This window comes from Treponema sp. UBA6852 (genome assembly GCA_002449305.1).
Lineage (GTDB): Bacteria > Spirochaetota > Spirochaetia > Treponematales > Treponemataceae > Treponema_D.
This window is the reverse complement of record DKDI01000023.1, coordinates 1-26,802: the sequence shown is the minus strand read 5'-3', so window position 1 is coordinate 26,802 and position 26,802 is coordinate 1. Positions and strand designations below refer to the sequence as shown.

At 40.1% G+C, this 26,802-nt stretch carries 25 protein-coding genes; 12 read left to right on the top strand and 13 right to left on the bottom strand.

The genetic code is table 11. The features are described 5' to 3' along the window. Positions 1-250 precede the first annotated feature (250 nt). The 6 genes from B3209_RS05240 to B3209_RS05215 all read right to left on the bottom strand — a co-directional run bounded on the left by B3209_RS05240 (position 251) and on the right by B3209_RS05215 (position 5,169). A complete protein-coding gene (locus B3209_RS05240; RefSeq protein ID WP_296690082.1) occupies positions 251-1,288 on the bottom strand; it encodes an Rpn family recombination-promoting nuclease/putative transposase in 1,038 nt (345 codons plus the stop codon). Positions 1,289-1,349: 61 nt separating this feature from the next. Next, positions 1,350-2,165, bottom strand: a complete 816-nt coding sequence (locus B3209_RS05235; protein WP_296690080.1) for a dCTP deaminase domain-containing protein — start codon at positions 2,163-2,165, stop codon at positions 1,350-1,352. Between the two features lie 76 nt (positions 2,166-2,241). Next, a complete protein-coding gene (locus B3209_RS05230) occupies positions 2,242-3,165 on the bottom strand; it encodes a PSP1 domain-containing protein (RefSeq protein ID WP_296690078.1) in 924 nt (307 codons plus the stop codon). 28 nt (positions 3,166-3,193) lie between these two features. Continuing rightward, positions 3,194-3,736 carry a YaaR family protein gene (locus B3209_RS05225; protein WP_295799000.1) on the bottom strand — a complete coding sequence of 181 codons (543 nt, stop codon included), beginning with the start codon at positions 3,734-3,736 and terminating at the stop codon, positions 3,194-3,196. Position 3,737: 1 nt separating this feature from the next. Beyond that, complete coding sequence (locus tag B3209_RS05220; protein ID WP_296690075.1) at positions 3,738-4,154, bottom strand: bactofilin family protein; 417 nt, start codon at positions 4,152-4,154, stop codon at positions 3,738-3,740. 1 nt (position 4,155) lies between these two features. Continuing rightward, positions 4,156-5,169, bottom strand: a complete 1,014-nt coding sequence (locus B3209_RS05215) for a M23 family metallopeptidase (RefSeq protein WP_295799009.1) — start codon at positions 5,167-5,169, stop codon at positions 4,156-4,158. A 275-nt stretch (positions 5,170-5,444) separates the two neighbouring features. Between B3209_RS05215 and B3209_RS05210 the strand changes: the two genes are divergently transcribed. From B3209_RS05210 to B3209_RS05175, 8 genes are all read left to right on the top strand, one after another. Then, positions 5,445-6,230: a TatD family hydrolase gene (locus B3209_RS05210; RefSeq protein ID WP_013702422.1), complete on the top strand. Its 786-nt coding sequence runs from the start codon at positions 5,445-5,447 to the stop codon at positions 6,228-6,230. Next, entirely contained in the window at positions 6,227-7,237 is a 1,011-nt protein-coding gene (gene dusB / locus B3209_RS05205; protein ID WP_296690073.1) for a tRNA dihydrouridine synthase DusB, read from the top strand. The genes B3209_RS05210 and dusB overlap by 4 nt, the downstream gene beginning before the upstream one ends. A 70-nt stretch (positions 7,238-7,307) precedes the next feature. Further along, the gene (locus tag B3209_RS05200) at positions 7,308-8,888 is read left to right on the top strand and encodes a DUF5312 family protein (RefSeq protein WP_296690071.1); all 1,581 of its coding nucleotides are present in this window, start codon (positions 7,308-7,310) and stop codon (positions 8,886-8,888) included. A gap of 1 nt (position 8,889) precedes the next feature. Continuing rightward, complete coding sequence (gene dgcA / locus B3209_RS05195) at positions 8,890-10,047, top strand: diguanylate cyclase DgcA (RefSeq protein WP_296690069.1); 1,158 nt, start codon at positions 8,890-8,892, stop codon at positions 10,045-10,047. Beyond that, on the top strand, positions 10,044-10,667 hold the full coding sequence (locus B3209_RS05190; protein ID WP_296664638.1) for a rhomboid family intramembrane serine protease: 624 nt from the start codon (positions 10,044-10,046) through the stop codon (positions 10,665-10,667). Before dgcA ends, B3209_RS05190 begins: the two co-directional genes overlap by 4 nt. Further along, complete coding sequence (locus B3209_RS05185) at positions 10,658-11,389, top strand: hypothetical protein (protein ID WP_296690066.1); 732 nt, start codon at positions 10,658-10,660, stop codon at positions 11,387-11,389. The genes B3209_RS05190 and B3209_RS05185 overlap by 10 nt, the downstream gene beginning before the upstream one ends. A 23-nt stretch (positions 11,390-11,412) precedes the next feature. After that, on the top strand, positions 11,413-11,847 hold the full coding sequence (locus B3209_RS05180) for a hypothetical protein (RefSeq protein ID WP_295800574.1): 435 nt from the start codon (positions 11,413-11,415) through the stop codon (positions 11,845-11,847). A 100-nt stretch (positions 11,848-11,947) separates the two neighbouring features. Continuing rightward, positions 11,948-13,507 (top strand): phenylalanine--tRNA ligase subunit alpha, encoded by a 1,560-nt coding sequence (locus B3209_RS05175; protein WP_296664296.1) that lies wholly within the window; start codon positions 11,948-11,950, stop codon positions 13,505-13,507. A gap of 223 nt (positions 13,508-13,730) precedes the next feature. On the opposite strand, the gene radA is transcribed toward B3209_RS05175, so the two are convergent. After that, positions 13,731-15,080 carry a DNA repair protein RadA gene (gene radA / locus B3209_RS05170; RefSeq protein ID WP_296690064.1) on the bottom strand — a complete coding sequence of 450 codons (1,350 nt, stop codon included), beginning with the start codon at positions 15,078-15,080 and terminating at the stop codon, positions 13,731-13,733. Between the two features lie 121 nt (positions 15,081-15,201). Between radA and pgsA the strand changes: the two genes are divergently transcribed. Further along, positions 15,202-15,810 (top strand): CDP-diacylglycerol--glycerol-3-phosphate 3-phosphatidyltransferase, encoded by a 609-nt coding sequence (pgsA, locus tag B3209_RS05165; protein WP_295799807.1) that lies wholly within the window; start codon positions 15,202-15,204, stop codon positions 15,808-15,810. Between the two features lie 17 nt (positions 15,811-15,827). Further along, positions 15,828-16,202: a hypothetical protein gene (locus B3209_RS05160; protein ID WP_296664494.1), complete on the top strand. Its 375-nt coding sequence runs from the start codon at positions 15,828-15,830 to the stop codon at positions 16,200-16,202. 135 nt (positions 16,203-16,337) lie between these two features. Here the strand turns inward: B3209_RS05160 and B3209_RS05155 are convergent, their stop codons facing one another. Next, positions 16,338-17,075: a class I SAM-dependent methyltransferase gene (locus B3209_RS05155; RefSeq protein WP_296690062.1), complete on the bottom strand. Its 738-nt coding sequence runs from the start codon at positions 17,073-17,075 to the stop codon at positions 16,338-16,340. Between the two features lie 84 nt (positions 17,076-17,159). Between B3209_RS05155 and B3209_RS05150 the strand changes: the two genes are divergently transcribed. Next, on the top strand, positions 17,160-17,699 hold the full coding sequence (locus B3209_RS05150) for a DUF308 domain-containing protein (RefSeq protein ID WP_296690060.1): 540 nt from the start codon (positions 17,160-17,162) through the stop codon (positions 17,697-17,699). Positions 17,700-17,745: 46 nt separating this feature from the next. Here the strand turns inward: B3209_RS05150 and thyX are convergent, their stop codons facing one another. The 4 genes from thyX to B3209_RS05130 form a co-directional block, all read right to left on the bottom strand. Continuing rightward, entirely contained in the window at positions 17,746-18,582 is an 837-nt protein-coding gene (gene thyX / locus B3209_RS05145) for an FAD-dependent thymidylate synthase (RefSeq protein WP_296662369.1), read from the bottom strand. A gap of 247 nt (positions 18,583-18,829) precedes the next feature. Then, complete coding sequence (locus tag B3209_RS05140; RefSeq protein WP_296690058.1) at positions 18,830-20,842, bottom strand: hypothetical protein; 2,013 nt, start codon at positions 20,840-20,842, stop codon at positions 18,830-18,832. 26 nt (positions 20,843-20,868) lie between these two features. Then, entirely contained in the window at positions 20,869-21,936 is a 1,068-nt protein-coding gene (locus tag B3209_RS05135) for a DUF2804 domain-containing protein (protein WP_296662373.1), read from the bottom strand. Between the two features lie 225 nt (positions 21,937-22,161). Then, positions 22,162-23,403: an IS110 family transposase gene (locus B3209_RS05130; protein ID WP_296690056.1), complete on the bottom strand. Its 1,242-nt coding sequence runs from the start codon at positions 23,401-23,403 to the stop codon at positions 22,162-22,164. A gap of 324 nt (positions 23,404-23,727) precedes the next feature. Here B3209_RS05130 and B3209_RS05125 point away from each other — a divergent pair, with 324 nt between their 5' ends. Continuing rightward, complete coding sequence (locus tag B3209_RS05125) at positions 23,728-24,987, top strand: porin (RefSeq protein WP_296690054.1); 1,260 nt, start codon at positions 23,728-23,730, stop codon at positions 24,985-24,987. A gap of 121 nt (positions 24,988-25,108) precedes the next feature. Here B3209_RS05125 and B3209_RS05120 read toward each other — a convergent pair whose 3' ends face one another. Then, a complete protein-coding gene (locus B3209_RS05120; RefSeq protein ID WP_296690052.1) occupies positions 25,109-26,383 on the bottom strand; it encodes an ATP-binding protein in 1,275 nt (424 codons plus the stop codon). Positions 26,384-26,802: the final 419 nt, after the last annotated feature.

Here is a 26,802-nt window from a genome sequence, read left to right as displayed (position 1 = left end):
CCGAATGTGATTTCTGCGAAAGCAGAAGTTGCTGTAAGTGCGGCAGCCGCTGCGACCGCGATAAGAGTCTTTTTCATCTCTTAGCCTCCTTATTTTTTGCGATACCATACGATATCATATCGTTATTCTACCCCAAGACAATCTATAAGTCAACAAAAAAAATTAAATTTTTGTAACCTTTCGAAGTGCCTACGGTTTGTAGAAGCAACGCTATATTTTCGGCAAATTCCGCGGAATTCTTTAGCGGAATCTACGCTTCACTGGCAAGCTTTTTCACCTGCTCCAAAGAAAGACCAGTGCACCTTGCAACCACTTCCGGCGCAATCTTTTCCGCAAGCATATTTTTTGCAGTCTCCTCAACTTTTTCAGCTGCCTGTTCTTCTGCTATGGCAGCAGTTTTTTCTTCCACCATTTTTTCAGCCATTTCTGTTGCCATAGACTTTGCCATTTCCTTGGCTTCTTTTTCTATATCTGCTCTCATGGCATTAACTCTATCTTCCGCAATTTCATTTGCCATTTCTTTAGCTTCTTTTTCTATATCTGCTCTCATGGCATTAACCCTGTCTTCAACCATTTCTTTTGCTATGATTTTTGCAAGCTGTTCGGATTTTTCTTTTACTTGGATTCGCATTTCCTGTTCCCACGTCATAAACCTATGCCTCCATTGCGCATTTGTCTTGGCGTACCTCACTTTTTGCTCAAGCTGGTCTGTAAAGTCCGAGGCCGCGTTCAGTCCGTTAAGGAATTTAAAGAATTCCCTTAGGCTTTCCGTGGGCATTTTATCATATTTTGAAGCGTTAAAGAAGACTTTGTGAGTTCCGTCGTTTAATAAAATCTCAGAATTCTGCTTGCAAACCTGATGAAAATCATACACAGGCAGTCCGTTTCCAAAAGCGTCTTCCATGCACAGAAAAATCACGTAGCTTTCATTAAGCTCGCTGTAATCCGCGCCGGAAACAAGGCTGTCAACGTCCATGAGTCCTTGGTAGTACCTTGCGCGCTTAGCAAGATTCGTTCTGTTTGTAGTCTGAATTTCAATATCAAAGCAACGTCCGGTTCCGTCCTTTACATAGACGTCAAATCGGATTCCCTTTGAATCGTAGTCAACTTTAAAGCTTCTTTCAGCCACAGGAATTTCAATCCGCTCAATTTTTATGTTAAGCAGAAGTTCCAGTAATTCCTTGCACAAGTCCGGGTTTGCCGTCATTACCTTGCAAAAGATAAAGTTGTCCGCAAGTGTCGCTCGCTCCCATTTTTCCGCGGGAGTCAGTTCATGCATTTCTTTCATAAATCCTCCGCATATTTAATTGCAGAAAATTATCAAAAAATGCACGTTTTCAGCTAAAAAATCAGTTTTTAAGCAGGGCAAGAATTATTGTTGAAGAGGCAAGCAATATAAGGAACACAGTATAAACTGCGCTAAACCATTTTTTCTTGCCTTTATTGACAATAAGCATTACAAACCCAAGCAAAGTTGCAATGCAAGTAAGGAGGCAAAGATTCACGGTGGCTATTAGATTTTTAGAAATAGTTTCTCTTGCAAATGCCTGAATGTTCACGCTTACAAGTGTAAAAATTGAAACAAAAACACCCATTATTGTAAGAACATTTCCATAAATCTTTTCTTTTAAAGATTCAAGGTCTTCTTTTGCGTCTTTATATTCTTTCATAAGCTTGTCGTATTCAGGCTGATATTTTCCAACCCCTACAAAATCTTTTTCGTTTCTGAATGAAGCGTCATGCTGCTTGTCGTAAGTTTGCTCTGGAATTTCCTTTAGCTCTTCAAAAACAACCTGTGCAATTCCGAATCCTTTGGCAATTGTAAGAACGGAATCAGAAATATTTTGAACGCGCAAAAAGCAGAATGTTCTGTGCCCCGGAATATACTGAGGACCGTCAACTTTAAGTCCCATTCTCATAACTGAATTTCTTTCAACAATCCGAGCGGTAAGTTGAGGCGGAAGTTCTATTTCTTCATTCGTCTTTATGTAAACCACGTCTCCAGGTTTCATTTCAAAAGACAAAACGCTGTTTTTTTGAGAGTCATATATGCAATCAACAGAAAGTTCGTAGGCAATTCCTTTTAGATTTTCTTCTTTATAACCTGAAACAATAAGTTTTTCCTGCAAAACCAGTTCTTTTATATTTTTGTCAACTAAAAGCATAAAAACCTCTTTGATATGGATTTAAGTATATTCCCTATCATTTTTATTTTCAACAGTTATGTGTTCTTTCAGTTTTTTAATTTCCGATTTTCCATCTGTTGCCTTCGCGGACAAACCGTTTGGCGTTCACTTCGATTACGCGTCCGTCTTCACCGAGCATTTTTACCATGGAAGTTATTGGGTTCACTTCAATTACGCGGAAGTTTGTGTCGTCGTAAAAAAGCCTTATGCCTTCGTTCGGGAGTTTTTTGCGCGCTTCGGAATACCAGTCGTACTCATAGCTTAGGCAGCACAAAAGGCGTCCGCACTGTCCGCTGATTTTCATGGAGTTAAGGCTTAGGTTTTGTTCCTTTGCCATTTTTATGCTTACAGGCCGAAGTTTGTCGCTTATGCTGTTGCAGCAGTAAGGCCGTCCGCATACTCCAAGTCCTCCTGTAATTCGGCATTCATCGCGCACTCCAATCTGGCGCAGTTCAATTCTCATTTTAAAGATTGAAACAAGGTCTTTTACAAGCTCGCGGAAGTCAACCCGGTTGTCGCTGGAAAAGAAAAACAAGGCTTTTTGTTCACCCACAAGAAAATGCACGGAAATGAGCTTCATGTCCAAATGATGATGCTCTACTTTTTCGCGGAACACCTTGAATGCAGACTTTTCAGTTTCTGCAAGTGAAGAAGCTTTTTCAAGGTCGTCATTGTTTGCCTTGCGCGAAATCTGCACAACATCGCCCGGTTTTATTCCTATGGGAACTTTAGAAACCCCGAGATTTTCTGCAAGGTCAAGCCCGTAGCGTGTGGGAACAATCACTTTGTCGCCGTCATTCAGCTTTCCGCCTGGAAACGTGGCGTAAATTCCTTCAAATGAATACACCAGCTTAAGCTTATAAAGTTCCTTGGGAAAAACAAAATTCCTTGAGTCGGTGTTTTCTGGTTCCTGCGAGTCTTCAAGAGAGGCAAGATCTTCATTTTCTTCATATATATCGTTTTCAAAAATATCAGACATAAAAACTCCAGTTGTCTTAGTTTATCAATTATGACGCCATAAGGTCTACAAGCAGACCGCTGATTTCGTTTACACGGGCAAGCATTGCGAACGCTTCTTTGTGCGAACTTAAAAGCCACTTTGCCATTTCGTCCAGCTTCTGATTTATGACCACAATCTTGAACTGCGGATCAAGTGGCTTTCCTTTTCTTGTGAATCCGCGCCGTTCTCTTTTTTTTACTTCAAAGTTGTTTTTTGCAAGGTATCTTAAAAACTGCGACACTTTTCTTCTGTAGTCAGCAAATTCTTCTGGGGTCTGCTTTTCCTTTAGACGGTCCGCCGCCATGTCAGCCTGATCTTTTAAGTAGATTGCCGCATCTTCCGTGTCCAGCCCCGCAATTTCCTTGGGAAATCCGTCCTTTTGCAGAGCGAATTCTTCCCGGGCCTTTTCCATTGCGCTGGAAAAAAGTTTCCGTCTTGCTTTGTCTGTCTTTTGTGATTTTTCGTCTTTTTGGGCTTTTTGAGCCTGAGCGTTTGCTATTGAAGCTGCTGCGGAAAAATACAGGCTTGAGGATGTGCCTTCAACTTCCATTTTAAATCCTTATGGACATTGAAGAAATTGCCTTCATGTTTTCTTGCCGTGAAACTGCGGATGCAAATTCCGCACTGTCAGAAAGCGAAATACAGTGGCCGTGCAGCACAACGTCTTCTTCTGAGACAAGTTTTTTTGTCTGCAAATCTCCAATCACCACGCTTGAGGAAAGAAGCTTTATAAAGTCCGGAGCAACAATGTCGCCTAAAACAATTCCGCCTATAACCGTTATGGATTTTGCTTTTATGTTTCCGCGGATTCTGGCATTTTCGCCGATTATAACATTTCCGCTAGCTTCTATGTTTCCGTCAATATCGCCGTCAATACGAGCAAATCCGTTTATTTTGGCATCGCCTTTTACAGAAGAGCCTGCGCCAAGGATGCTGTTAATGGAAATATTGTCGTTAAAAATAGCCATATTATTTTACGTTGATGTATTTTGCAGGATCTACTACATCTGAACCTATGTGGACTTCGTAATGAAGGTGAGGTCCTGTTGTGATTCCTGTGTTTCCGATTGTTCCAATTATCTGGCGCTGAGCAACCATGTCGCCTTTCTTTACGCGTGTTGTGCCAAGATGGGCGTAACGTGTGTAAATTCCGTGCTTGTGCTTGATTATTACATTAAGACCAAAGCTGTCATCGTAGGCAACTGTAACAACCTGACCGTTTGCAGTTGCAATAACAGGATCTCCTTGCCTCCAAGTACTAAAGTCAAGGCCTTTGTGAATGTACCATTGCTGTGTGATTGGATGGATATTCTGTCCAAATTCCATGGAAATATGTCCAATTCCATTTTTTACAGGCCAGACATTCGGAATGTCAGAAAAAAGCGCACCTTGGTTTTCAAGCATTTTTCCAATCTGCTCAACTGGGCGAACTGCGCTTTCCAAATAAGCCGTAAGCTGCTTTATGTCGGAAGTTTCCTTTAAAGAGCCTGAAGTTATATCCTGCGTGTCAAACAAAGATGAAAGATCTGAATTTTTTCCGGCTGATTTTGAAGTTCCAGTGTTCTGGTTTATTCCCAAAAGTGAAAGAGACTGGCTTAAAGTTGACTGGAATTTTTTTGCAGTCTGAAGAAGATTGTTGTTTTCGTCTCTAAGCTCGTCAAGGCTTGCAAGAGTTTCTCTGTTTTCGTCTCTGAGCCGTGAAATTTCAAGTCCGGAAGAAGCGTTTTTCTGATTAAAGTAAACAAACGAGCCTGTAATTCCAACTGCAAGAATAATTCCGAGGACAAGCGCAAAAACGTTTGTCTGCACGCTAAAAACTTTTCCTTGCGAATGCGGAACAATCATCAAAGTAAGTTTTCCGTCAAAGAATTTTATGACATTTGCGCAAACCTTGCCTATAGAAATAAAGAAAAGTCTAAAGGCATGCATAATACGGGAAACTATATTTTTTTCTAATCTCTTGTATTTGCGAGAACGCGCCACAAAAATCTCCGTAAAAAACTTTATCCGAAAAGCAGCAAAAGAGCTTCAAAACTTGACTTTTAAAACCACTTCCGAATTACCGAACAAACAGTATATCAAAGGACGTCTATGCTGTCAAACGGACTTCGTTGGTAAAACCTAAGGCAAATTACATTTGACTTCAAGGCGTTCCTATGTTATCTTATTAATAATATATCGGATAATTAATTAAAAAATATTAAAATTTTCTAGGGAATCTTCTTTAGAAAAGTCTTTCAAGTTTTTAAGGAAAAGCCATGCAGTTTTTTGATACTCACGCCCATATAGGGTTGATTTACGACGACCCTGTAAGACAGATTAGCGTTATTCAGCAGGCAAAACAAGCCGGCGTTACAAGAATTATAAGCATAAACAATAGCATTCTCGACTTTAAAAAAGAATATGCTTTTCTAAAATCGCAGAAAGGTGTTTACCATGCCGTTGGAGTTGGTCCTTCGGAAGTAAACAATCCCGGCGCAGATTGGATTAAGATAATAGAAGAAAGTGTTTCACTTCCGAATGTTGTTGCAATCGGGGAAACTGGACTTGACTATTTTAAGCAGTACGGAGATAAACGCCGCCAGATTGAGCTTTTTATAACTCAGCTGGAACTTGCCCAAAAGCATAATCTTCCAGTCATAATCCATAACCGCGATGCCGGAAAAGACATATTTGAAATTCTTCAGGACAGATTGCCGGAAAAAGGCGCGATTTTCCATTGCTACAGTGAAGACGCTCCTTATGCAAAAAAATGCCTGGACGCAGGAATGAATGTCTATTTTTCTTTTGCAGGAAACCTGACTTACAGAAACGCCCGCAACCTGCATGAAACAGTTCTTAATATTCCGCTAGACAGAATTCTTTTGGAAACAGAAAGCCCTTTTATGATTCCGGCCGAATTCCGCGAGAAAAAAAGAACGATGCCAGCGTATTTGCCTTCAACCGCAAGATTTTTGGCGGAAATGCTTGAAACGGACTTGGAAAAACTTTCTGCCCAGCTTTGGACAAACAGCTGCAAAGTCTTTAACTTGCCGGAAGAATGAGACTTTACCATTCAGTAGACATTGGAGCTCTTCATTTAGACGGAAATCTCTTTTTAGCACCGATTGCAGGCTACAGCGACATGGCGTTCCGTTCGCTTTGCATTGAATACGGAGCTTCTCTTTGCACCACGGAAATGGTTTCTGCGGAAGCTCTTGTGCGCGGAAACAAAAAAACAGAACTTCTTATGCGCCGTGCCCCAAATGAAAAAGTTTACTGTGTTCAGATTTTCGGCGGAAATGCGCGGACAATGTCAGAAGCTGCAAAAATTGTCCTTGAAAAAACAGATTGCAATTGCATAGACATAAACGGCGGCTGTCCTGTTCCCAAAATAACAAAGACCGGAGCAGGCAGTGTGCTTACAAAAGAGCCAGAACGTCTTTATTCAATAGTAAAGGCGGTAAAAGAATCTTCTATTAAATATACTTCATTGCATCCAGAACGCGGCAATATTCCTGTAACAATAAAAATCCGCAGTGGCTGGGATTCTTCTAATATAACATGGAAAGAATGCGCAGACGCAGCTTTAAAAGCCGGAGCAGATGCAATAACGATTCATGCACGGACAAAAGCCCAAGGCTATTCCGGAAAAGCCGACTGGGAAATTCAAAAGCAGCTGGTTGATTTTGTTGCAAAAAGAATTCCTGTGTTTGGGAGTGGAGACGCATTCAGTCCGGAAACTGCAAGACTCATGCTTGAACAGACCGGCGTAGATGCCGTGATGTTTGCAAGAGGCGCAATGGGAGATCCTTTTTTATTCAAAAGAACAAAACAGTTTCTTTTAGAAGGAGAATACGAAACAGAAACTCCAAAAGAACGGCTTGAAGCAGGTCTTCGCGAACTTAAAATGAATGTCGCAGAGCACGGAGAGAAAGCCGCTTGTATGCTGATGCGAAAAAAATTCTGCGCGTATAGTTCAGGAATAAAAGGCGGCGCAAGACTAAGAGAGCAAATTGTGAATTCAGTTTCTATAAAAGACTACGAAGAACTTTTTAAGCAGTTTTTGTGAAAAACTTTTGCGCAAAACACATTTTTACTGCACTTGAATAAATCCTTGTTTATCCATAAAATAACTTATTATGGGGCTTTTTCAAATAATTGCAGAGTTTTTCAAAACAATATTTTCTCCTACATCACCAGAAAGCCTCCAGAGACAGGCAGTTAGAAGAATTGAATCTGAGCTGAAAAACCTTGCGCCTGGACTTTACAAAAACGGTCTTGTAATGCCTGATTTTGCAGAAGCTTTGCGAGTGCTTTTTGTAAACACAGCTCCAATTTTTGATATTCTTTCTGAAACTTACTGTTCCACAGATTTAGATACAAGCCGGCACTTTGAAGAGCAACTTATTTTTACAGGATTTGACAGCGAGGCCCGGGAAATTCTTGAAAATCTTCTTTCTTATGAAAATAGAAAAAAAAGCGCGATGGAAGCCCAGTCGCTTATCCGGCATTTTGAAAGTGAGCACAGGCAGCTTGAAAAAGTTGAAAAGGAACTGAATTCTCCTGCATTTATAAAAATTGAAGAAACCTTGGACAAAATAAAACAGCTGAATGACATTTGCAAGTTCAGCTACATAACGGCTCTTAAACTTTTTGATCCAAGCTACAGCACAAAAGATTCCTACACACCGGAATTTCAGCCAGTGCCTATTGAATTGCTGGAAAATTCTTTGCTGGACTTGTATTTTGTGATTGCGGAAATGGACGTTACAAATTCGCTTTACAATGCGGTTCTTGCACTTTTCAGGCTGAAAAAAGGCGGCAAAATTTCAGACAGGGAACTTCAAAGTTTAAAAGAAAATTTCAAAAAAATTCAGTACATTGTAAAGCACATTTTTACCAAGGAAATTCTTTCCTGCATGATTAGAATTTCAAAGAAAAACTACGAGCTTGTTCCAGAACGCGCGGTTTACAACGGAAATTCAAGGCAAAAATACGCTGACTATCTTGAAACACGGTTCCGCACAGACGAAGCTCGTTTAAAAGGCGAAATTCAAGACGCGGCAATAAACAATGAAATAAAGCAAATTTTTGGTGGTGCGCCTCTTGCGGCAGTTCAGGGCTACAGCAAGGACTTGGATTTTCAGCTTAGACAAAGCACGCCGTTTTCTTTTGCCTGGATTACTCCGCTTCAGCTTTTAAAGAATTTTATTTCAGTTTTTTATGAAGAGCACGTAAAGCCGCTTTTAAATGACATTGTAATAGAAGGTTTTTTCAATAATCCTGCGTACAAGTCTGAATTTTCTTCTGCTGTTTTTACTTGCAACGATTCGCTTGAAAGAATAAACGCATTCGAGTCCAAATTTACACGCGGAAATGAATTCGATGAAACAAACATCACTTCGCTTATAAGAGACAGTCACAAAGATGCGACATTTGAATCAACGCTGAAAAACCTTATCGACAGAATCAACAGGCAGGCAAAAGAACTGATTCAGACGGAAACAACAAATGTTTTTCAGCTTTACAAAAAAATAAACGATATTCTTATCGAATCCAAAAAACCAAGTTCCGAGGTTATAACGAATTTAAAGGTTCTTATGATTTCTTCAAGAAACAGAGACAATTCCGACTGCATGGAAAACCAAAACGGCCAGTGGAAAGTTTTTCTTGAAATAATGAAGAATTATGTTATAATCGGAAATATAGAGAAGAAATAAAATGGCTAAAAAGAAAGCAATTTCTGCAAAGACTCAAACTCCAGCGGCAAAAGAAAAACAAGTTATTGCCGAGTTTGAAAAGCATATTTACGATTTACAGCAGATGCTTGAAATTTCAAAGTCATTTTGTTCAACAATCGAATTTTCTCCGCTTATTGAATCGATTCTTTATGTGGCGATGGCTCAGATGCGCGTTACAGGTGCGGGACTTTTTATTTCAGAAGAATTCGGCAGCGAATATTTTAAGCTTTCGGAAAATTATTCGGGAATCGCCATAGACCCAACAATTGAATATAAAATTAGCATAGATTCTCCGCTCATTGAATTTTTGTCCAGTTCTTCAGCCGTTTTTGATTTGCGTGAGCTTTCTGAAAAATTCCCGGAATCTCAAGAAATAAAAGTCATAGAATCGCTGAATCCGTCGCTGATAGTTCCGCTTATGCTGAAAAATCATTTGAACGGAATTCTTGTTATGGGCGAGCGAATTTTTGTGGAAAATCTTTCTGCTGACTACACAACTTACGAAAGAAATGAAATTCAGACAATTGCTTCTCTTGCTTCGGTTGCGGTTCACAATGCGTCTTTGATTGACCAGTCCACAACCGACATGATGACAAAGCTTCGCCTAAAATTTTATTTCTATAACATTCTTGAGGACAAACTTGACTCGGCATTTTCCAATGAGCAGACACTAAGCGTTATAATGTTCGACATTGATTTCTTTAAGAAGTTTAACGATACTTACGGACATGCCTGCGGAGATTATGTTCTAAAAAAAGTTGCAGAAATTATAAGCGACAGCACAAGGGAAGGAGATCTTGCTTCAAGATACGGCGGAGAAGAATTTACAGTTCTTTTGTGCAACGCAGGAAAAGACGAGGCAATGCTTGTTGCAGAACGCATAAGAAAACGAATTGAACAGACAACGGTTTTTTATGAAGGCCACAATATGCAGATTACAATTTCAGGCGGAATTTCTGTGTTCAACATAGAAACAAATCCTGTTCGCTCTGCAAAAATTTTGGTAGATCAAGCAGACAAAGCTCTCTACATTTCTAAAAGAACTGGAAGAAACAGAGTTACCATTTTTGATCCTTCTTCACAGAATTCAGATTCCGCAAAAGAAACAGAATCTGCATTAGAAAAATCAAATTCATGAATATAATCCGAAAACCTTTCCGTTATACTTTTTTTAATGCGACCTCTATAATAATTGCTTTAAATCTAGTTGTTTTTTTTCTGACAATGATTTTTCCGCGGCTTCAAGTTTATCTTGGAATGTCGTATTTTGGCATTTTGCTTCATTATTACTGGCAGCCGTTCACTTATCTTTTTGTGCATTCAGGATGGAGCCACATTCTTTTTAATATGCTGGCTTTGTTTTTCTTTGGAATTTCCGTGGAACGCGCGGTTGGCTCTAAGGAATTTTTGCTTTTTTATTTTTTGTGCGGAATTCTTGACGGGATTATTTCTACGCTCTTGTATCGTTTTTTTGGAATCAATGTTCTTCTTGTGGGGGCGAGCGGAGCTGTTTACGCGCTGCTTTTTGCCTATGCCGTTATTTTTCCGCGGAATGTGATTTATATCTGGGGAATAATTCCTGTGGCTGCTCCGTTGCTTGTTTTTGTCTATGCGCTGATTGAAATTATAAGCCAAATTTCCGATGGTTCAGGAATTGCACATCTTGCGCATTTGGCAGGATTTGCTGTCGCTTGGATTTACTTTATTGCAAGAATGGGAATTCATCCTTTAAGAGTATGGAAAGACGCATGGAGATAAGAAAACTGCTTTTTTTTTGCGTTCTGTTTTTATTTAGCGTAAATGCTTTTTGCCAGGCTCCGCTGCAGAATGAACAGATTAGAATTCAAGTTTGGGCGGAACTGGATTCTTTTCCCGGAAAATTTGAAGACGAAAATTCAGTTCAAGAGCAAAAATCGCAATCCAAGCAGGAAGAAAAATCCGACTTTGAAAAACTGTACGGATTTGCAATTGAAAGAACAAAGCAGGTTGCGCCTTTTTTAATGGAAGGACTTTTGTACGGCTGGAATTTTGACTACACGCCTTATGACAAAAAACGCGGAGTTCAAGAATACTGGGAATTTTCCGAAGTAAGAAAATTTGATTCTTCTATAAATCGCCTTGAATATCACAATCCACTTCCTAAGGACGGAAAACTCTTAAGCTGGGTTTACTGTAACAGAACTTCAGCCCAGCAGCTCGAATACAAAAGATGGACTTCTATAATTCATCCAAAAGTAAAAGGCTCTGGCTCAGCCTCTGTTCAAGACGGATTTGAAGGAATAAAGCAGGCGTGCAGCAATGCGGCAAAAAATGCAGTAAGAGAATATTGGCGCACAATGGAAAAAAACAAACCCAAGGAAATTTCTGGAACTTTGCTTTTAATCCGCGACCCAAGAATTTTCATAAAAAACGGACGCTATGAAGTTGACCTTGATTTTTTCTTGGAAACTGATAGAATAGTTCCGTATACTTACTATTGACGCTACTTGAAAGGAGGTATCGCATGAAAAAGATATTTATATTGGCAACAGCAATTATGCTTGCAGCAGGAACAGTTTTTGCACAGCAGGAAGAATCATTAGAAACTAAGATGGCTTTAGATCCACTGGAAGCTGCAAACAGCTATGCGGACACAAAGACAAAAGTTCTTCCTATAGAAGACAAATATTCTAGCTTGCATCCAAAAGCTAAGAGCGTAACTCTTCAGCTTGAATTTACACCGCTCACTGGCGAAGTTATTTTCACTTATACTTGCATGCAGTCTAGCTTTGATTTAGGCGAAGCAATGAATGTTGCAATTGCAGTTTACGAAGATTTCGCCGCAGAAAATCAGTTTAAGCACTATACTTACGCACAGAAAGACAGAAAAAAATATTTTAAAGATGACAAGGGCGTAAGAATGGCAACGTACACTTCAAAAGTTATCTTTACAAAATAATTTTTTAAACAGTTATTTTCACTTACCTGTTAGGTGATTTTCATTTTGCTCCGGTTTGCAGTACAGGTTTTGCAGCCGGAATTTTTTGGTGCATATAAAATTGGCAGACTTAAAAACTTTAATTAAAAATCTTCATCCGCTTGAAACAAAAGTTCTTCTTCATTACAGCTTAAAAGACGAGCTTACTTCAACAAGGCTTCAGACTGAATTAGGATACAAGGAAGGTCATGCGAACCAGGCGTTCAGCTGGCTTGCCGGAAAAAAACTTTTGGCAGAAACTTCCCGAACTCCGCACACATATTTTGAGCTTACAGATTTTGGCCGCAAGATTTTTAAAGACGGTTTTGCAGAAGAAAGAATTGTTTCCTATCTAAAGGAAAACGGTCCAAAACGTCTGCCAGAAATTGCAGCTGCTCTTGGAATTGAAAACAAAGATGTTGGCTCGGCATTCGGTTCGCTTAGCAAAGACAATGTTCTTGCCATGAACGCAGAAAAAAAAGCCGAATACACAGGAGAGCCGCTTCCTGAAAGATTCGCTGTAGCAAAATCGCTTATAAAAAAAGCTTCCGAAGCTGAAAACTGCCAGCTTGATGCCGCAAATCTTACAAAGTCCGAAATTGAAATAATGGGCGGACTTACAAAGAAACGCGGAATTTCAGAAACACCATTTAAAACTATTGAGCGCGAAACTGTAATTTATAAACTTACAGAAGCATTCAAAGGCGTGGCTGATGCTCTTAGAAATTCAGGAATCACCGGAAATGAAATTGGAGAAATAACTCCGTCAATGCTTGCTTCAGGTGAATGGAAAAAAGGAACTTTCCGCGGATACAATATTTCAATTCCGCCGGCACGCATAATTCCGGGCCGCACAAATCCTTACGTTCAATTTTTAGAGTCAGTAAAAGACAAGCTTTGTTCTCTCGGATTTCAAGAATTTGACGGTCCGCTTGTAGAAACTGAATTCTGGAACGGAGACGCTTTATTTATGCCTCAGTTCCATGCGGCTCGCGACATTCACGATGTTTACAGATTGAAATATCCAACGCACGCAAAATCGATTGAAGAGCCGTACCTTTCGAATGTTGCGGCAGTCCACAGAAACGGCGGAAACACAGGAAGCCGTGGCTGGAACTACAACTTTGACAACGAATTTACACGCCGCCTGATTATGAGAAGCCAGGGAACAGTTCTTTCTGCGCACCAGCTTCATAAGGCGGAAATTCCTGGAAAATATTTTGGAATCGCAAGATGTTTCCGCTATGATAAAGTTGACGCAACTCATTTGAGCGACTTTTACCAGACAGAAGGAATTGTTCTTGGAGAAGAAGTAAATTTAAAGACTCTTCTTGGATTCCTTGAAATGTTCGCAGTGGAAATTGCAGGCGCAACAGATGTAAAATATGTGCCGGGCTACTTCCCGTTCACGGAGCCTTCAATTGAAGTTCACATAAAGCATCCTAAGCTTGGCTGGTTTGAACTTGGCGGTTCTGGAATTTTCAGACCGGAAGTTACAAAGGCAATGGGCGTTGATGTTCCTGTTCTTGCTTGGGGAATCGGAATTGACCGAATGGCTTTGATGGCTTTGGGTCTTAACGATTTGCGCGAGCTTTTCTGCGAAGACATAGAAAAAGTAAGACTTAGAAAAGCAAAGTTTTAGTTTTATAAAATTAATTGATTAGCTGTCATTCCCGTGCTTGACACGGGAATTTTTATTTAGGGTTTATCAAAAATCTAAAAACGGCTGAGTCAAAGTCTTGAGCGTAAGCGTACCTTGGTCAGACGTATTTCAGGATATACTCCGATTAAGCCGGAGTATGACAATAAAATTATCCAGCAATGACAAATTAGCGCGCCCAATAATGATAGTTTCAATATTTGGGCTATTTACTTTCCACAAAAAGACATTTTATAAGATCCTTTATAGTTTCTACTTGTGTTGCTCCAGCCTCGGATTCAGGAACAATAAATTTTTGAAAGCCAAGGTCCCACGCAGCTTTTATCCTTTGCTTTTGTTTTGTAACAGGACGGATTTCACCGGCAAGGCTTATTTCTCCTACAATTGCAGTTTTTTCCGGGAGCGAGATGTCTGTTCTTGCTGAATAAAGAGCCGCTGCCAATGCTCCGTCAATCGCGCTTTCTGAAAGCCTTATTCCACCGGCAACATTTATATAAATATCCTGATCGCTGAATTTTATTCCAAGCCTTTTTTCAAGAACCGCAGCAACTCTGCTCACTCTTGCCGAGTCAATTTTTTCTGAATAGACACGGTTTACAGCGGCTTTTGCAGGAACAGTCAATGCCTGAATTTCAACAATAAAAACCCGGCTTCCTTCAAAAACGCTAGCGCAAGCAATTCCGGCTGGAGTTTCTTTTTTTCTTCGTGTTATAAAAAGCGAGCTTGGGTCTGAAACGCACTTAAGTCCTTTTTCATCCATTTCAAAAAGACCAAGTTCATCAACAGATCCGAATCTATTTTTTTGAGCGCGCAGAAATCTAACTTCATCGCTTGTCCGCTCAAAAGATAAAACTGTGTCAACCATGTGCTCAAGGCTTTTTGGACCGGCAATGCTTCCGTCTTTTGTAACATGGGCAGTCATAAACAAAACGCTGTCCCTTTCTTTTACCCATCCAATCAGCTCGTTACTGCAATATTTTAGCTGCGTTATAGTTCCAGGCACAAGTCCTGCTTCCACGGAATAAACAGTCTGGATTGAATCCACAATGACAACCAGAGGATTCAGCGAGTCAAGCGCATCAAGAATGTCTTCAAGCCGCATTGTGCATAAAATTTCCAAAGAGCCGGCTTCAAGGTTCAAGCGGTTTGCTCGGCTTTTTATTTGCCCTGCGGATTCTTCTCCACTAACGTAAAGAATTTTTCCTTTGGGAAGAAGACTTGCCGCCGCCTGCAAAAGAAGTGTTGATTTTCCTATTCCTGGTTCTCCGCCAACAAGAATTGCGCTTCGCTTTGTTGCTCCGCCGCCAAGCACACGGTCAAATTCCTCATTGCCAGTTGAAATCCGCGAATTATTTTGCTGCGAAACTTTTTGCATTGGAACTGGCTTAGCTTTTAAAACTGTTCCGTCAGATTTTAAAGATGATTTTGGAGCGTTTGAATCCAAAATGCACTCTTCAAGAGAATTCCATTCTCCGCATTCAGGACATCTTCCAAGCCAGGCAGGTTGAGTGTAGCCGCACTTTGAGCATTTGTAAACAACAGATTTTTTCGCCATATTTTTCCTACTATATTCAAATTCCGCCAAAAAGTCATTACCACAAAAAAACAGTGTAGATTTTAAGCATAAAAAAACGTTTATTGCTAAAACAGCAAAAATCTTCTATAATGAATTTATTATGAGAATTTCAAATAAATTCACACTTTCCAGGATTATTTTAGCGCCAATAATTTTTATAATATATAACATTCCAGTCTGGCTTGGATTTGAAAACGGAAGTCCTGTTGCCATTGCTTCAATTTGCGTTGCGATTCCACTTCTTGCATTTGCGGAACTCACAGATTATTTTGACGGACACTACGCACGCAAGCTGAATGATGTAAGCGACTTTGGAAAAATGTTTGATCCTTTTGCCGATGTTTTTCTTCATCTTTCAATGTTCACTTGCTTTGTTTTTTCTGGATATATGCCGGTCGTTTGCTATGTTCTGATTCTTTACAGGGAATTCAGCCAGAACTTTTTAAGAATGGTCGCGGCAAAACAAGGAACTGCAATTGCGGCAAGAAAAGGCGGAAAAATTAAAACTGTATTTTATGTGGCTTCATGCTTTGTAGCTTTAATACAGGAAGCATTTGTTCGCACAGAGCTTGCTTCGGCTTGGAACTTGGACATGAAACTTTTGCTTCACATAGGCCAGGCATTTTTTGTTGTTTGTGTAATTTTGGCTTATGTTTCGTTTATAGATTACTTAAAAAATTTTGGAAGCATACTGAAAAAGGCAATGTAAACTTTATAGGAGGAAATATGAAAAAAATTTTTGCAATTGCAGCGGCTCTTGTTATGGGAACTGCGGGAATGTTCGCTCTTGACTTGAAGGACATTCAGGGAACTTGGCAGGATGAAAACTGGGATGCAAACTGGACTTTCAATGCAGACGGAAAAATTATTCTTACAAAAGCTTCTAGTGGAGAAACAGTTTTCACTTTTGACGATTCAAATGTAGAGAACTTTAAAATTCGCCCAAGCACTTCCGGTGTAAGCATTTCTTTTGACTGCGAAGAAACAGAACGCTCGTACAAATTCACAAAGCCGATTACTCTCAATGCTGATTTGGATATGCACATTGATCCAAAGTGGACTTCTGAAGGCTACGACGTTAAAATTAAATTTCAGAAATAAAATTTAGCTAACACTTTGTGATTGCTTAATAATTTTATTGTCATACTCCGGCTTGACCGGAGTATCTTCTAAAACATAGATTCCCATGTTAAGCATGGGAATGACATTTAAGTAATCATTTTTTTTAACAAAGTGTCATTCTGTTTTTAAAACCACAATAAATTCTTCTTCATTTCCTGTGAATTCGGACTTTTCAAAGTCAGCAAAAAAATCTGCGCTTTTAAAACCTGCGTCTTCTGCAAAATCTTCTATTTCGGAAGGAAGCAAAGGATAAATCGGAATATCTTTTACTATAGGAAGAAGCTTGCCGTTGCCAGTTTCAAGGTTCATGGAAAAAAGCTTGGATTCGTCTTGTGCAGTCATTACTTCAGAAAAAAGCTTGGCTCTCACACTTTCACGGCATTTAAGCTGAAAAAACTTTTCATCTTTTCTGTTTTCAAAATTGATGCACTGAATGACAAGAAAACCGTCTGGCGACATAAGAGTTTTGCAGTCAAAGAAAAACTGCCTGATTTTTTCTCTTCCGCCTAAAAAAAGCAAGCGGCTGTTTAAAATAGAAACAATGTTGTAAAAATTTTTGCCTAAAAATTTCGTCATGTCTTCTGCTTCCATCTGAAAAAAACGGATTGACATCAACTGGTTTCTTCGGCGCAAATTTGCCGTATGCAAAAGCTCTTCGCAGTTTTCAATTCCTGTAACATCATGCCCTTGCTTGGAAAGCGAACTTTCAAAAAGCCCAGAGCCGCAAAAAGCTCTCAAAAACCTGACAGGCGAGCTAAAGTTTTCACATAATTCCATATATAATTTTTTTTGAGCTTCTGTAACTTTAAAAAGCTCATCGTAATATTCAATTAAATTCTGAACAAACTTCATTCTTCTATTATAAAAGCAGTTTTGCTATTTTGCAAATTATAAATAAATGCTATAATTCAAGTAACATTTTCATTCGGAGGGAGCATGAATCCAAGAATTTTTTTAGGAATCCTAAGCGCAGTTGTCGGACTTTTGGCTGTTATAAATCCCAAGTCAAGCATTGAGGCAATTGTAATTCTGATTGGAATCGGCGCAATTGTAAACGGAATCAATTCTATTTTAAAAGTAAAAAGATTTTCGTTTGCGCCTTATTTTGAACGCACTTTAATTATAAAAAGCATTGCAGGAATTTTAGTTGGAATTCTCGCAGTAATTCTTCCGTTCGCATTTTTCAGCATGATTCAAAAAATTGTGCGGATTTTTCTTTATATTCAGGCTGTGTTTTTGCTTTTGTCGGCGATTGCACAATTCATTTTGGTTGGCGGAACAGAAAATTCCGCTCCGTTTATAACAGAAGCCATTTGCTCAATTTTTATTGCAGTTTTGCTTTTTATGTTTCCTGCCGACTTTGGCGTAAAACTTGTAAGAGCCGCTGGAGTTCTAATTTTAGTTTCTGGAATAATATTCGCATTTAGGGAATGGAAATATTCTCCAACTGAAGTCGAAGCAGAAATAATAGAATAGATTTTTGAAAAGGCTGCTCAATGAAATTTTGAACAGCCTTTTTCTTTTAAAGCTGAACGCCTGTCTTGATTTTTTCGTTGAACCTTTTCAGTTTCTTTTCGTCCTGAATAGGATTTTCTTCTCCGTTCAAAATTTTGCGCAAAGCTTCCATTTCTTCGCCATTAAACGAAACCGCTTTTTCCATTGTATTTTCAAATGAACTTACTGCCATTGGACAAACAGTTTTTATAATCTCAAGAATTTTTTCTGCGTACAAGCGGATTTCATACTGGGCATGGCTGTCGAGCCTGAGCTTTAAAAAGTGGAACAAATTATGCAAATCCATTTGCCAGTAAAATTCCGTGTACAATGCGAGCGGAAGATTTATGCGGGCAATTTCCCTTGCAATTCCTTTTTCAACCATGTCTTTGTAAACTTCGTAGGCTTTTTGCTGGCCTTCAATAAATTCAGCCTGAAATTCTTTTGCCTGCTGCTCTTCAAAAGCTTCTCCGCGGCCTTGCTTGTTATTTGTTGACTGCTTTGAAATGCACGAATTTTCCGGAACATAAAATTCATCTTTCATAATGCTGTATCTGCCGGAAACTTCATTCATTCTGCCCATTCTATGCCGAACCCACTGGCGCGCTACAAAAATCGGCATTTTCAAGTGGAATGTAAAAACAACCTGCTCAAAAGGAGAAGTGTGCTGGTGGCGCAAAAGATAATCTATTAACGCTCCGTCCTGGCTTACAGTTTTTGTTCCTTCGCCATAGGAAACACGGGCCGCCTGTACGATTCTTGAGTCGCTGCCATAATAGTCAACCAGACGGACAAAGCCTTTGTCTAAAACTTGAAATTCCTTGTCCAAAATTTCTTCTGCGGCAGGAACAATGCAATGTGCCATAAATACCTCTTTTTATTAAATAAAGTGTCATTCTCGTGCTTATGACACGGGAATCTGCTATAACATTCCAATAGATGGGCTGTCTAATAAGTTCTAAATGTCATTGTCGTGCTTGAACTGCGATGTTTGCATGGCAAACTCAGTTAGCAATCTCTAAATGATTGCAATATATACATTTAGATTTTCGGGTCAAACCCGAAAATGACAAAAAAGATACTTTTAGGACATTCCCATGCCATTGTCCACGCTATTTGCTGCGTTTTGCTTCGATTGCCTTTTTTACGCCTTCTGCAAAAAGCTGATTCTGGTCTGAACGCTCTGGAACAGAAAACAAAGGACCTCCGTCTTTTTCTGAAATGCGGTAAAGCTTGGAAGAATTCGCATCGTAAGCCGGGCTTGAAGGATTGTTTATCCACCAGTCCAAAACTGAAACAGTGCAAAGCGTGTACTTTATAAGATTCGCATTTGTGGCGGCTGTAACATCGTCATCTCTTTTTGCGCCAAGAAGCACATCAATTCTTTTTGAAACCGCATTTGGCAAATCGAACGTGTAACGGTCCCATGGATTCAAAACGCCAAGCACAGTTTTCTTTCCAGCGGAATTCTCATCGATTCTGCGGACAAGAGCCGTAAGAACGCTTCTAATGTAGTCAGTTCGGGCGGCAAGCGGTCTGTACTTTGCATCATTTACGGGCTTCTGCAAAACCGGAGCGTTGAACTTGTAGTTTGGAAGAAAATAAAATTTTATGCGCCACAAAATGTTGTTCAAGTTTTCCTTGCCGAATTTACTCTGGGCATATTCCTTCTGCGAGTAAATTGAATTCACATAGGAACGCAAATAGTCGCCAAGCTTTTTTGCAAACAAATCTTCATAATAAGAAGCCCAGTCTTCCATTGCAGAATCAAGCTTGTCCGGATAGGCGGCAAGTTTTTCGTCCGCTTCAATATTGAACTTTATGTTCCGGCAGCCTTTTAGGAAATCCTCGATAATCAAAATAAGAACAATCGTTACCTGCAAAGGATTTTCAGGCGCAATAACGTTGAATCCGTCTTCAAAATTGTAAATTGGATTAAAGTACGGGAACAAATCTGGATGCCGCTCCAAGTGAAGAAATCCTGCCTGCGGAAAAAGCTGGTCAAGAATTTTAAGCCCCATATTTACAATTTCGTTTTTTTCGCCTGCAATATGGTGAACTTCTTGCTTTTTCTTTTCTTGTGCCTCTTCCTGCTTTTTTTCTTTTTTCTTTTTTTCAGGAAGAAGAAGGTCGAACTTTGAAATTCCAAGGAATTTAAGAATTTCTACAATTTTGACTTTAAAGAAATCCGGGAACTCAACAAATTCATCGGAAGACATTCTCATTAAAAGAGGATACATTCCCTGAATAATCTGGTCATGCACGTAAAGCCATTCCGTTACACCTTGCTTTACCAAAGTCTGAAGTTTTGCTTTGTCCGCATTCGGAAATTCAGCAAGATCCGTGTAAATGTCTTTTATTAAAAGCGAAACCTGTTGCTCGCCAATATAGTAAACGGTCAGAAGCTGCCTGTAAACCGCCCGCACAAAAGGAATAAGCATAGGAACTGTAAGATAGTCCGAAGCGTTTTCAACATCCATTGCCAGAAGCTTGATGTCGCGGAGTGTCCACTTGCCAACGGTTCTAAGAAACTTAAATTTAAGGTCGGTTTCTGTAGCGATTTTGGCTTTGTATACATCCGGGGAAATCTGAATAAATGTTTTTATAGTTCCGATAAAAGACTGAATGTGGTCAACGTGGCGGCGCACAATGTATTCACCGAATTTTTTCTGCACACGCTCGCGGTTCTTGGCAGACATTCTATAGAAGAAGTTGAACAAGCCAAAGTCCGGCTTAATATCACAGCCAGGAGCCATCATGGTTTTGTCCATAAGCTTTAAGTCATGCGCGGAAATCTCAGGCAAATCATCGTCCGTGCGTATTTTTTTTGCAGAAGCCTTTATTCCGCCCACAGCCGCCGAAGAAAACGATGAGCCGAACGACGCGCTTTGAGACGAAATATCCGAAGCAGATCTTCCAGACGCTTTTACCACAACATCCTGCCTTCTCCTGTTTGCCGGCATGTTTGAATAGTCCGCTGGAGATAATTTTTCGCGGAGAACTTCACCGCCAAGTTTTTTCTGCATAAAAAGAGCCTCATTAGCATCTATTGGTCCGATATTTTTCCGGGTTTTGTCAAGCGTGCCGGGTTCAAGTGTCCGCTTTGGGCGGTTCTCATTTTCCATAAATACTCCTCAAGAACTGCAAAAATTTAAAGACGTATCAAGTAATTTTCGGAAATTCCTGCAAGAGATTTGAATGAAACTTTTTCACCGCTTGCAGTAATTAAAGTTCCTTCAAAGCTGCCGTATATTGTATGGTACACGCTGCGCACAATAAACGCATTTACGTTGTTAACGCAGATTGAAACAGGCGTAAATGTAAGATCAACCATGTTTTCTGTGTCCTGAATGACCCACTTTTTGTTCATGCCTGAATAATGCGAAATAACAACAGGCGGAAGCGGAGTAGCCTTTCCGTCGTAAAAAAGAACATTGCAGTTGTATTTGTCCGTGTCCACGCTTTCATGCGACTCAGAAGCAAGCTTGAACGCAATTTTCTTTCCATTCACTTCTCCAAATCCAAGCACAGATTTTCCATGCGAGCGGAATTTCATATAGGTGCGCGTCATGTCGAACGAACAAACCCCATCGGATTCCGACATGGTTTTGGTTTCGCCACTGTTGTAGGCAAGAGTAAGAGAGCCGTGCAAAGGAAGAACAGAATTGTAGCTTGCATAGCTTCGTCTTAAAGTAGGATTTGGTCGCACAGAAGTAAGCTCTGCAAACTGGGCATCGTTGAACACTGCGGAAAAAGCTCCACGCGCGGAAGGACGCACAGAATCTCCCTTCAAGTCAAATATAACAGAAAGCCTGTTCTGCTCCCTGTTCCAACTGATTCTTGTATAACGCCGTTTGCTGTAGTTTGAAGTTGAAGCCGCTTCAAGGTTATGCGGAATAAGCCTCTTTCTTGGCCCCATGAGCGAATGATAAGCAAAACGCTGAGAAGTATTTTTGTTCCAAAACACAACTTCTGAAAATCCAGCAATTTTTGCGTCTATAAAACTTATGCGCCCGATATATTCCCCGATATTGAACGAAAATATAAGGCGGCTCTTTATGCGAAGGTTTGTTATAAAAGTCGGAAGCGGAATTACTCCATAAGGCCTATAAACTCCGCGGATGTCAAAACGCTTAGGATGCCCCCGGAACGTACCAAACACTGGCCGCCCGTTCTGAACAAATGACGGAGGAATTTCCTGCAAATCTCGTGTGTACATATATATAACTATTTTAACATTACGTGCAGCTAAAGTCTATGGAGGGAGGAAAACCAACTAATTCGTAAGCGTAGGTTTTCCTCCCTCCATACCACCCTCCTTTCCTTGCAACGCTTAGGGCTGCCGCCCTAAGAACCTGCTTTGGTGTTTTTACTATTACTTTTATAAATAATTGTCATTCCACGGCTTGACCGGGCAATCTATTTTAATCAGTAAATACATTTTTTATCGGGCTTTTAGGGAGGCTCTTGCTATGCGGCGGGAAGTTCTTGCTGTGATAGCGGGATTTATACAGAGCATTGGACTATAGTCTATGTCATTTTTTAAAACTGTATAGATTATGTTGAGCAGCTTGTGGCAGACGAATCCCATTGACTGAAAATGCGTCTTGCCCTTGGAAACCTGCGACTTGTAAACAATCGTTATTTCACGGCAATGGTTCACGGAAACAAAAGAAGCCATCCATAAACATCTGCGAAGGTAGCCTGAACCGCGCTTGGACATATGGTTTTCGTTCCCAAGAAACTGACCTGACTGCTTTACCGAAGGGTCTATTCCAGCATAAGCGCATAGCTTTTTTGAATTTGCAAAACGGCTTATGTCGCCAATTTCACTTAAAATGGAAGCTCCAAGAACAGGACCAATTCCCGGAATTTGCGTAATCTTTGTTCCAAACGACTTAAAATGCGACGAAATGTGCTTTTCAAGGATTTCAATCTGATTTTGAAGAAGCTCCATCTGCTCCATCATCTGTTTTACAAGAAGCGAAAGTGTCTTTGAAGAAAGACGGGCTGCAAAAGAATTGCGTGCAAGGCTTATAAGTTCCTGGGCTTTTTTTAGTCCGAACTTTCCGTTGGAAGCCACTTGAAGAAGCTGGGCAAGATTGTCTTCTCCAAACAATGTAATTTCTTCCGGGGTTGTGCAGTGCTTAAGAATTGCAGTAGAAGATTTTCCAAACGTATCCGAAAAAAATCCTTGGTATTCCGGAAAAATTCTGTCCATCATCACAATTATCTTGCGCTTTAAGTTTGCAACCATATCCACAAGAAAAAATCTCTGGCGGCACAGGTCGCGCATCATGAGCATACGGTCGTCTGCAAGTTTTGTTTCAGAATATTGCCCGATTCTGATTACCTGCGCGATTATTTTTGCGTCCACGGAGTCTGTTTTTGTCTTTCTGATGTAAAGATTTCGAAGAGCGTCTGACTGGAGCGGATTTATTACGTGAACTGTTGCGTTCTTGTCTGCAAGCCAAGTGTACAAGTTAAGCCAGTAGTGCCCCGTGGCTTCCATTCCGAATTCAAAGTTCTCAAGGCTAGAATCTACCGCCGCAAGCTTGTCCATAAGAAACTCAAACCCTTGCTTTGTGTTTGTGAACCTGAATGACCTACCCACAAGAGTTCCGTCCGGCTTCATTATTGCCGCCTGATGTGATTTTTTTGCGATGTCGATTCCAACTATGTACATATTTGCCCCTTGAGTTTAAAGATTTAAGTTTGAAACGGGACTATCCTGCCCGAAAGTAGTCGAGCCAAAGTCCTATTCTTATGTGCGGGCTCAAGTCCCAAGGAGGCGATTAGGATTCTTCCTGGATAATCCAGTTCAAACAGTTTCATAATATACCAAAATGCCCGGACAAAACAATAACGCAGCCGATTTTCTTCTATATAAAAGATATTTTTTGTTTAATTTTTTACTTGAACCGCCCCTATCATTATCTAGTTTGACTAGATAAATAAAGAAAATTTATGTCCTGGGAACCCCAAGATTTAAACATAAGGAGGCTAAGAGATGAAAAAGACTCTTATCGCGGTCGCAGCGGCTGCCGCACTTACAGCAACTTCTGCTTTCGCAGAAATCACATTCGGAGCATGGCTTCGTTCTGCTCTTATTCCAGTAGCTTATGACGGAGAAGACTATCTTGGAGGTCTTACACAGTCATGGGGCGGAGTAGCACGTACTGCAGTTCTTGGAGTAAATGGCGTTTCTGAAGACGGAATGGCAGGATTCACATTTGAAATCCGTAACCAGGCTGGCGAAGGAATCAATATGGGTGACCGCACAGTAACATGGCTTAAACCAATTGAGCAGCTCAAGCTTTCTGTTGGTAAGTTTGATGGCGGAGATAACGGATTCAGAGAAGGCACAGGCTTTGGTGCATGGAACTGGGTACGCCCATCAGCAACAACAGGCTTGTTCTTCAATGGTGACGACAGCATTATGGACGCTATTGGCGGAGACGGCTTTATGGCAGAAATCTTCCCAATTGAAGGCTTCAAAGTTATGGTAAACGTTCCATTCTTGAAAGGTGCAGGAGAAGTTAAAGGCAACAAGGCTTACGACATCTATAAGAAAACACAGATTGGCGCGGCGTATACAATTGACGGAACTGGAACTTTAAAAGTTCTTTGGACTGGCGTAAGTGATGAGTCAAAAATTGGCAACAGCAAATATGACTACACAGGAAAAATTGGAGTTGCATTTGACCTTACAGCAGTTGAAAATCTCTATTTAGCAATTGGTGCAAAGTTTGATATTGTTGATGAGGATTATAAAGCTGATACATTATTTGATGAATCAACTCTCAAATTTAATAAGTTTGATGATTGGGGCGGATACAAGAACAAAGCTTACATTGCATTGAATGCTTCTTATAAAGTTTCTGACGCTATCACATTCAATATGGCTGGCGGTGTAAAACTCTATAAGAATTCTGACTTTGATCCAAAATGGGGAATCGGTGCTGGTGTTGACTATGTAATCATGGAAGGTCTCACATTGAATGCTGATGTTCGTTATGTAAGCGAAACAAAATACAGCAAGAACGGCTGGACATATGATGGAAATGATGATTCTGTTTCATTCCTTGTTGGTGCAACAAAGACTATTGGTAGCAACGGAAATATTGGAATTGGTTTCCAGGGAGCAACAAACGGCTCTGGCTTCAGTGCATTTGAAGCATACAAGAACAAGAAGAATGTTATAACTGATACTGAATATAGCGATAACTTCGCATGGTGCATCCCAGTTATGTTCAATCTTTCATTCTAATTCTATCCGCAATTTGCGTTTGACTTAGTAATGCGAAAAGCCTCCCTTTTGGGAGGCTTTTTTTATCAAATCCGAGATTGATTTTATTGAGCGGCAATAAATACCGGTAATATAAGCAGTTTCATAACGGAATCAATTCCGGGTGAAGCAAGAATTCTATCAGGTTGCAGTGGATTATTCCGTCGTTATCTGAAAAATGAGACGGAATGTCATTCTGGATAATTATCTTTGCAAAAAAATCCTTGGCAAGTTTTAATGAGTCAAGTTCCGCTGCAATTTTTTCGGTTGTGCTCATCTGCCATGCGGACTGAATATATACGCGCCTGTCGCCCTTGTTCACAACAAAGTCGATTTCTTTTTGAGCATTTGCACCGTTCCGCCTGTCCTGAACAACTCCAATGTCTACAGAATATCCGCGCACAAGCAGTTCGTTGTAAATTATGTTTTCCATAATATGGCCAGAGTCAATCTGCCTGAATTCCAGCCGAGCATTCCGCAGGCCAATATCCGTAAAATAATATTTGTTCGGATAGTCAAAATAATGCTTTCCTTTTACATCGTAGCGCTTGGCTTCGCTTATTAAAAAGGCATCCTTGCAATACCCGATGTAATCGCTTACCGTGTTTGAGCTGAGCTTTTCATTTTTTACGCTTTTTATGCTGTTCGTAATATTCAGCGGATTTGTCAAGGAACTGATAAATGTGCTGAGCAAATTCAGAATGTCGTTCAGCAAATCCGGACGTTCAATTTTATTCCGCTCGACAATATCCTTTATGTAGACTTCATCAAAAAGATTTGAAAGATAATCTTTGAACTGCTCTTCGGTCTTTAAATGCAAAAGATAAGGAAGTCCGCCGTAAATCATATAGCGGTCAAAATTGTCGCGCTTGTCGCCTCCGACCGCTTCGTTGTATTCTGCAAAACTCAAAGGAAAAACATGAATCTGAGAGGAACGTCCGCGGAATTCCGTAGAAATATCCTTGGAAAGCATTTTTGAGTTGCTGCCGGTAACATAGACGTCAAGATTTTTATAGTCTTTAAGCTCGTTCAGCATGTCATATACTGTGATTTCAAAGCCGTTATTGTCCGGATCTGGAACTGAATAGCAGAACTGGATTTCGTCAATAAAAAGATAGAACTTTTCCTTGCTTGCAGAAACTGTGTTTTCCACGAAATCAGCAAGGACTATAGGATTTCTGTATTTTGCGTATTTGCGCTTGTCGAGCTGCAAAGTGATAATGTTGTTTTGGGATGTTCCGTTTTTGAGCAGATAGTCATAAAAAATCTCGAACAGGAGCGTGGATTTTCCTGAGCGGCGGATTCCTGTGATTACCTTTATTTGGCCGTCCCACATATAATTCAATAGTTTTCTTAAATATAAATCTCGCTTTACCATTTGAACCTTATCTTATACTGAAAACTTACAGCATTTGCGTCGCAAGTTCTCAATAAAAATAGAAGAAATTTCTTTTTCTGTCAACAATAAAAAGGATAAACGAGCCTACGAACTTTAATGCCTGTCCAAATTTTCTATTCAGTAGACGGAAGTTTTTTTTGTGTTTTATTGCACTGCGTCTTTTTCCTAAAAAAAGTATGTGGCCGAATGCCGAGTTTTAATAAAACAGCTGCTAAACAGTTATTCCTATGCTAGCAAGGCGTCATTGCCGTGCATGACATTAAATCATAAAACTCGAAATTGAACCATATATACAGAGTTTTACCCATTTAAAAGCAAAAAAGCCTCCCGGAAGGGAGGCTTTTTGGTTTGGTCAGCACCGCCTCTAGTTTGCAAAGCAAACTAGCAGAGATAAAACG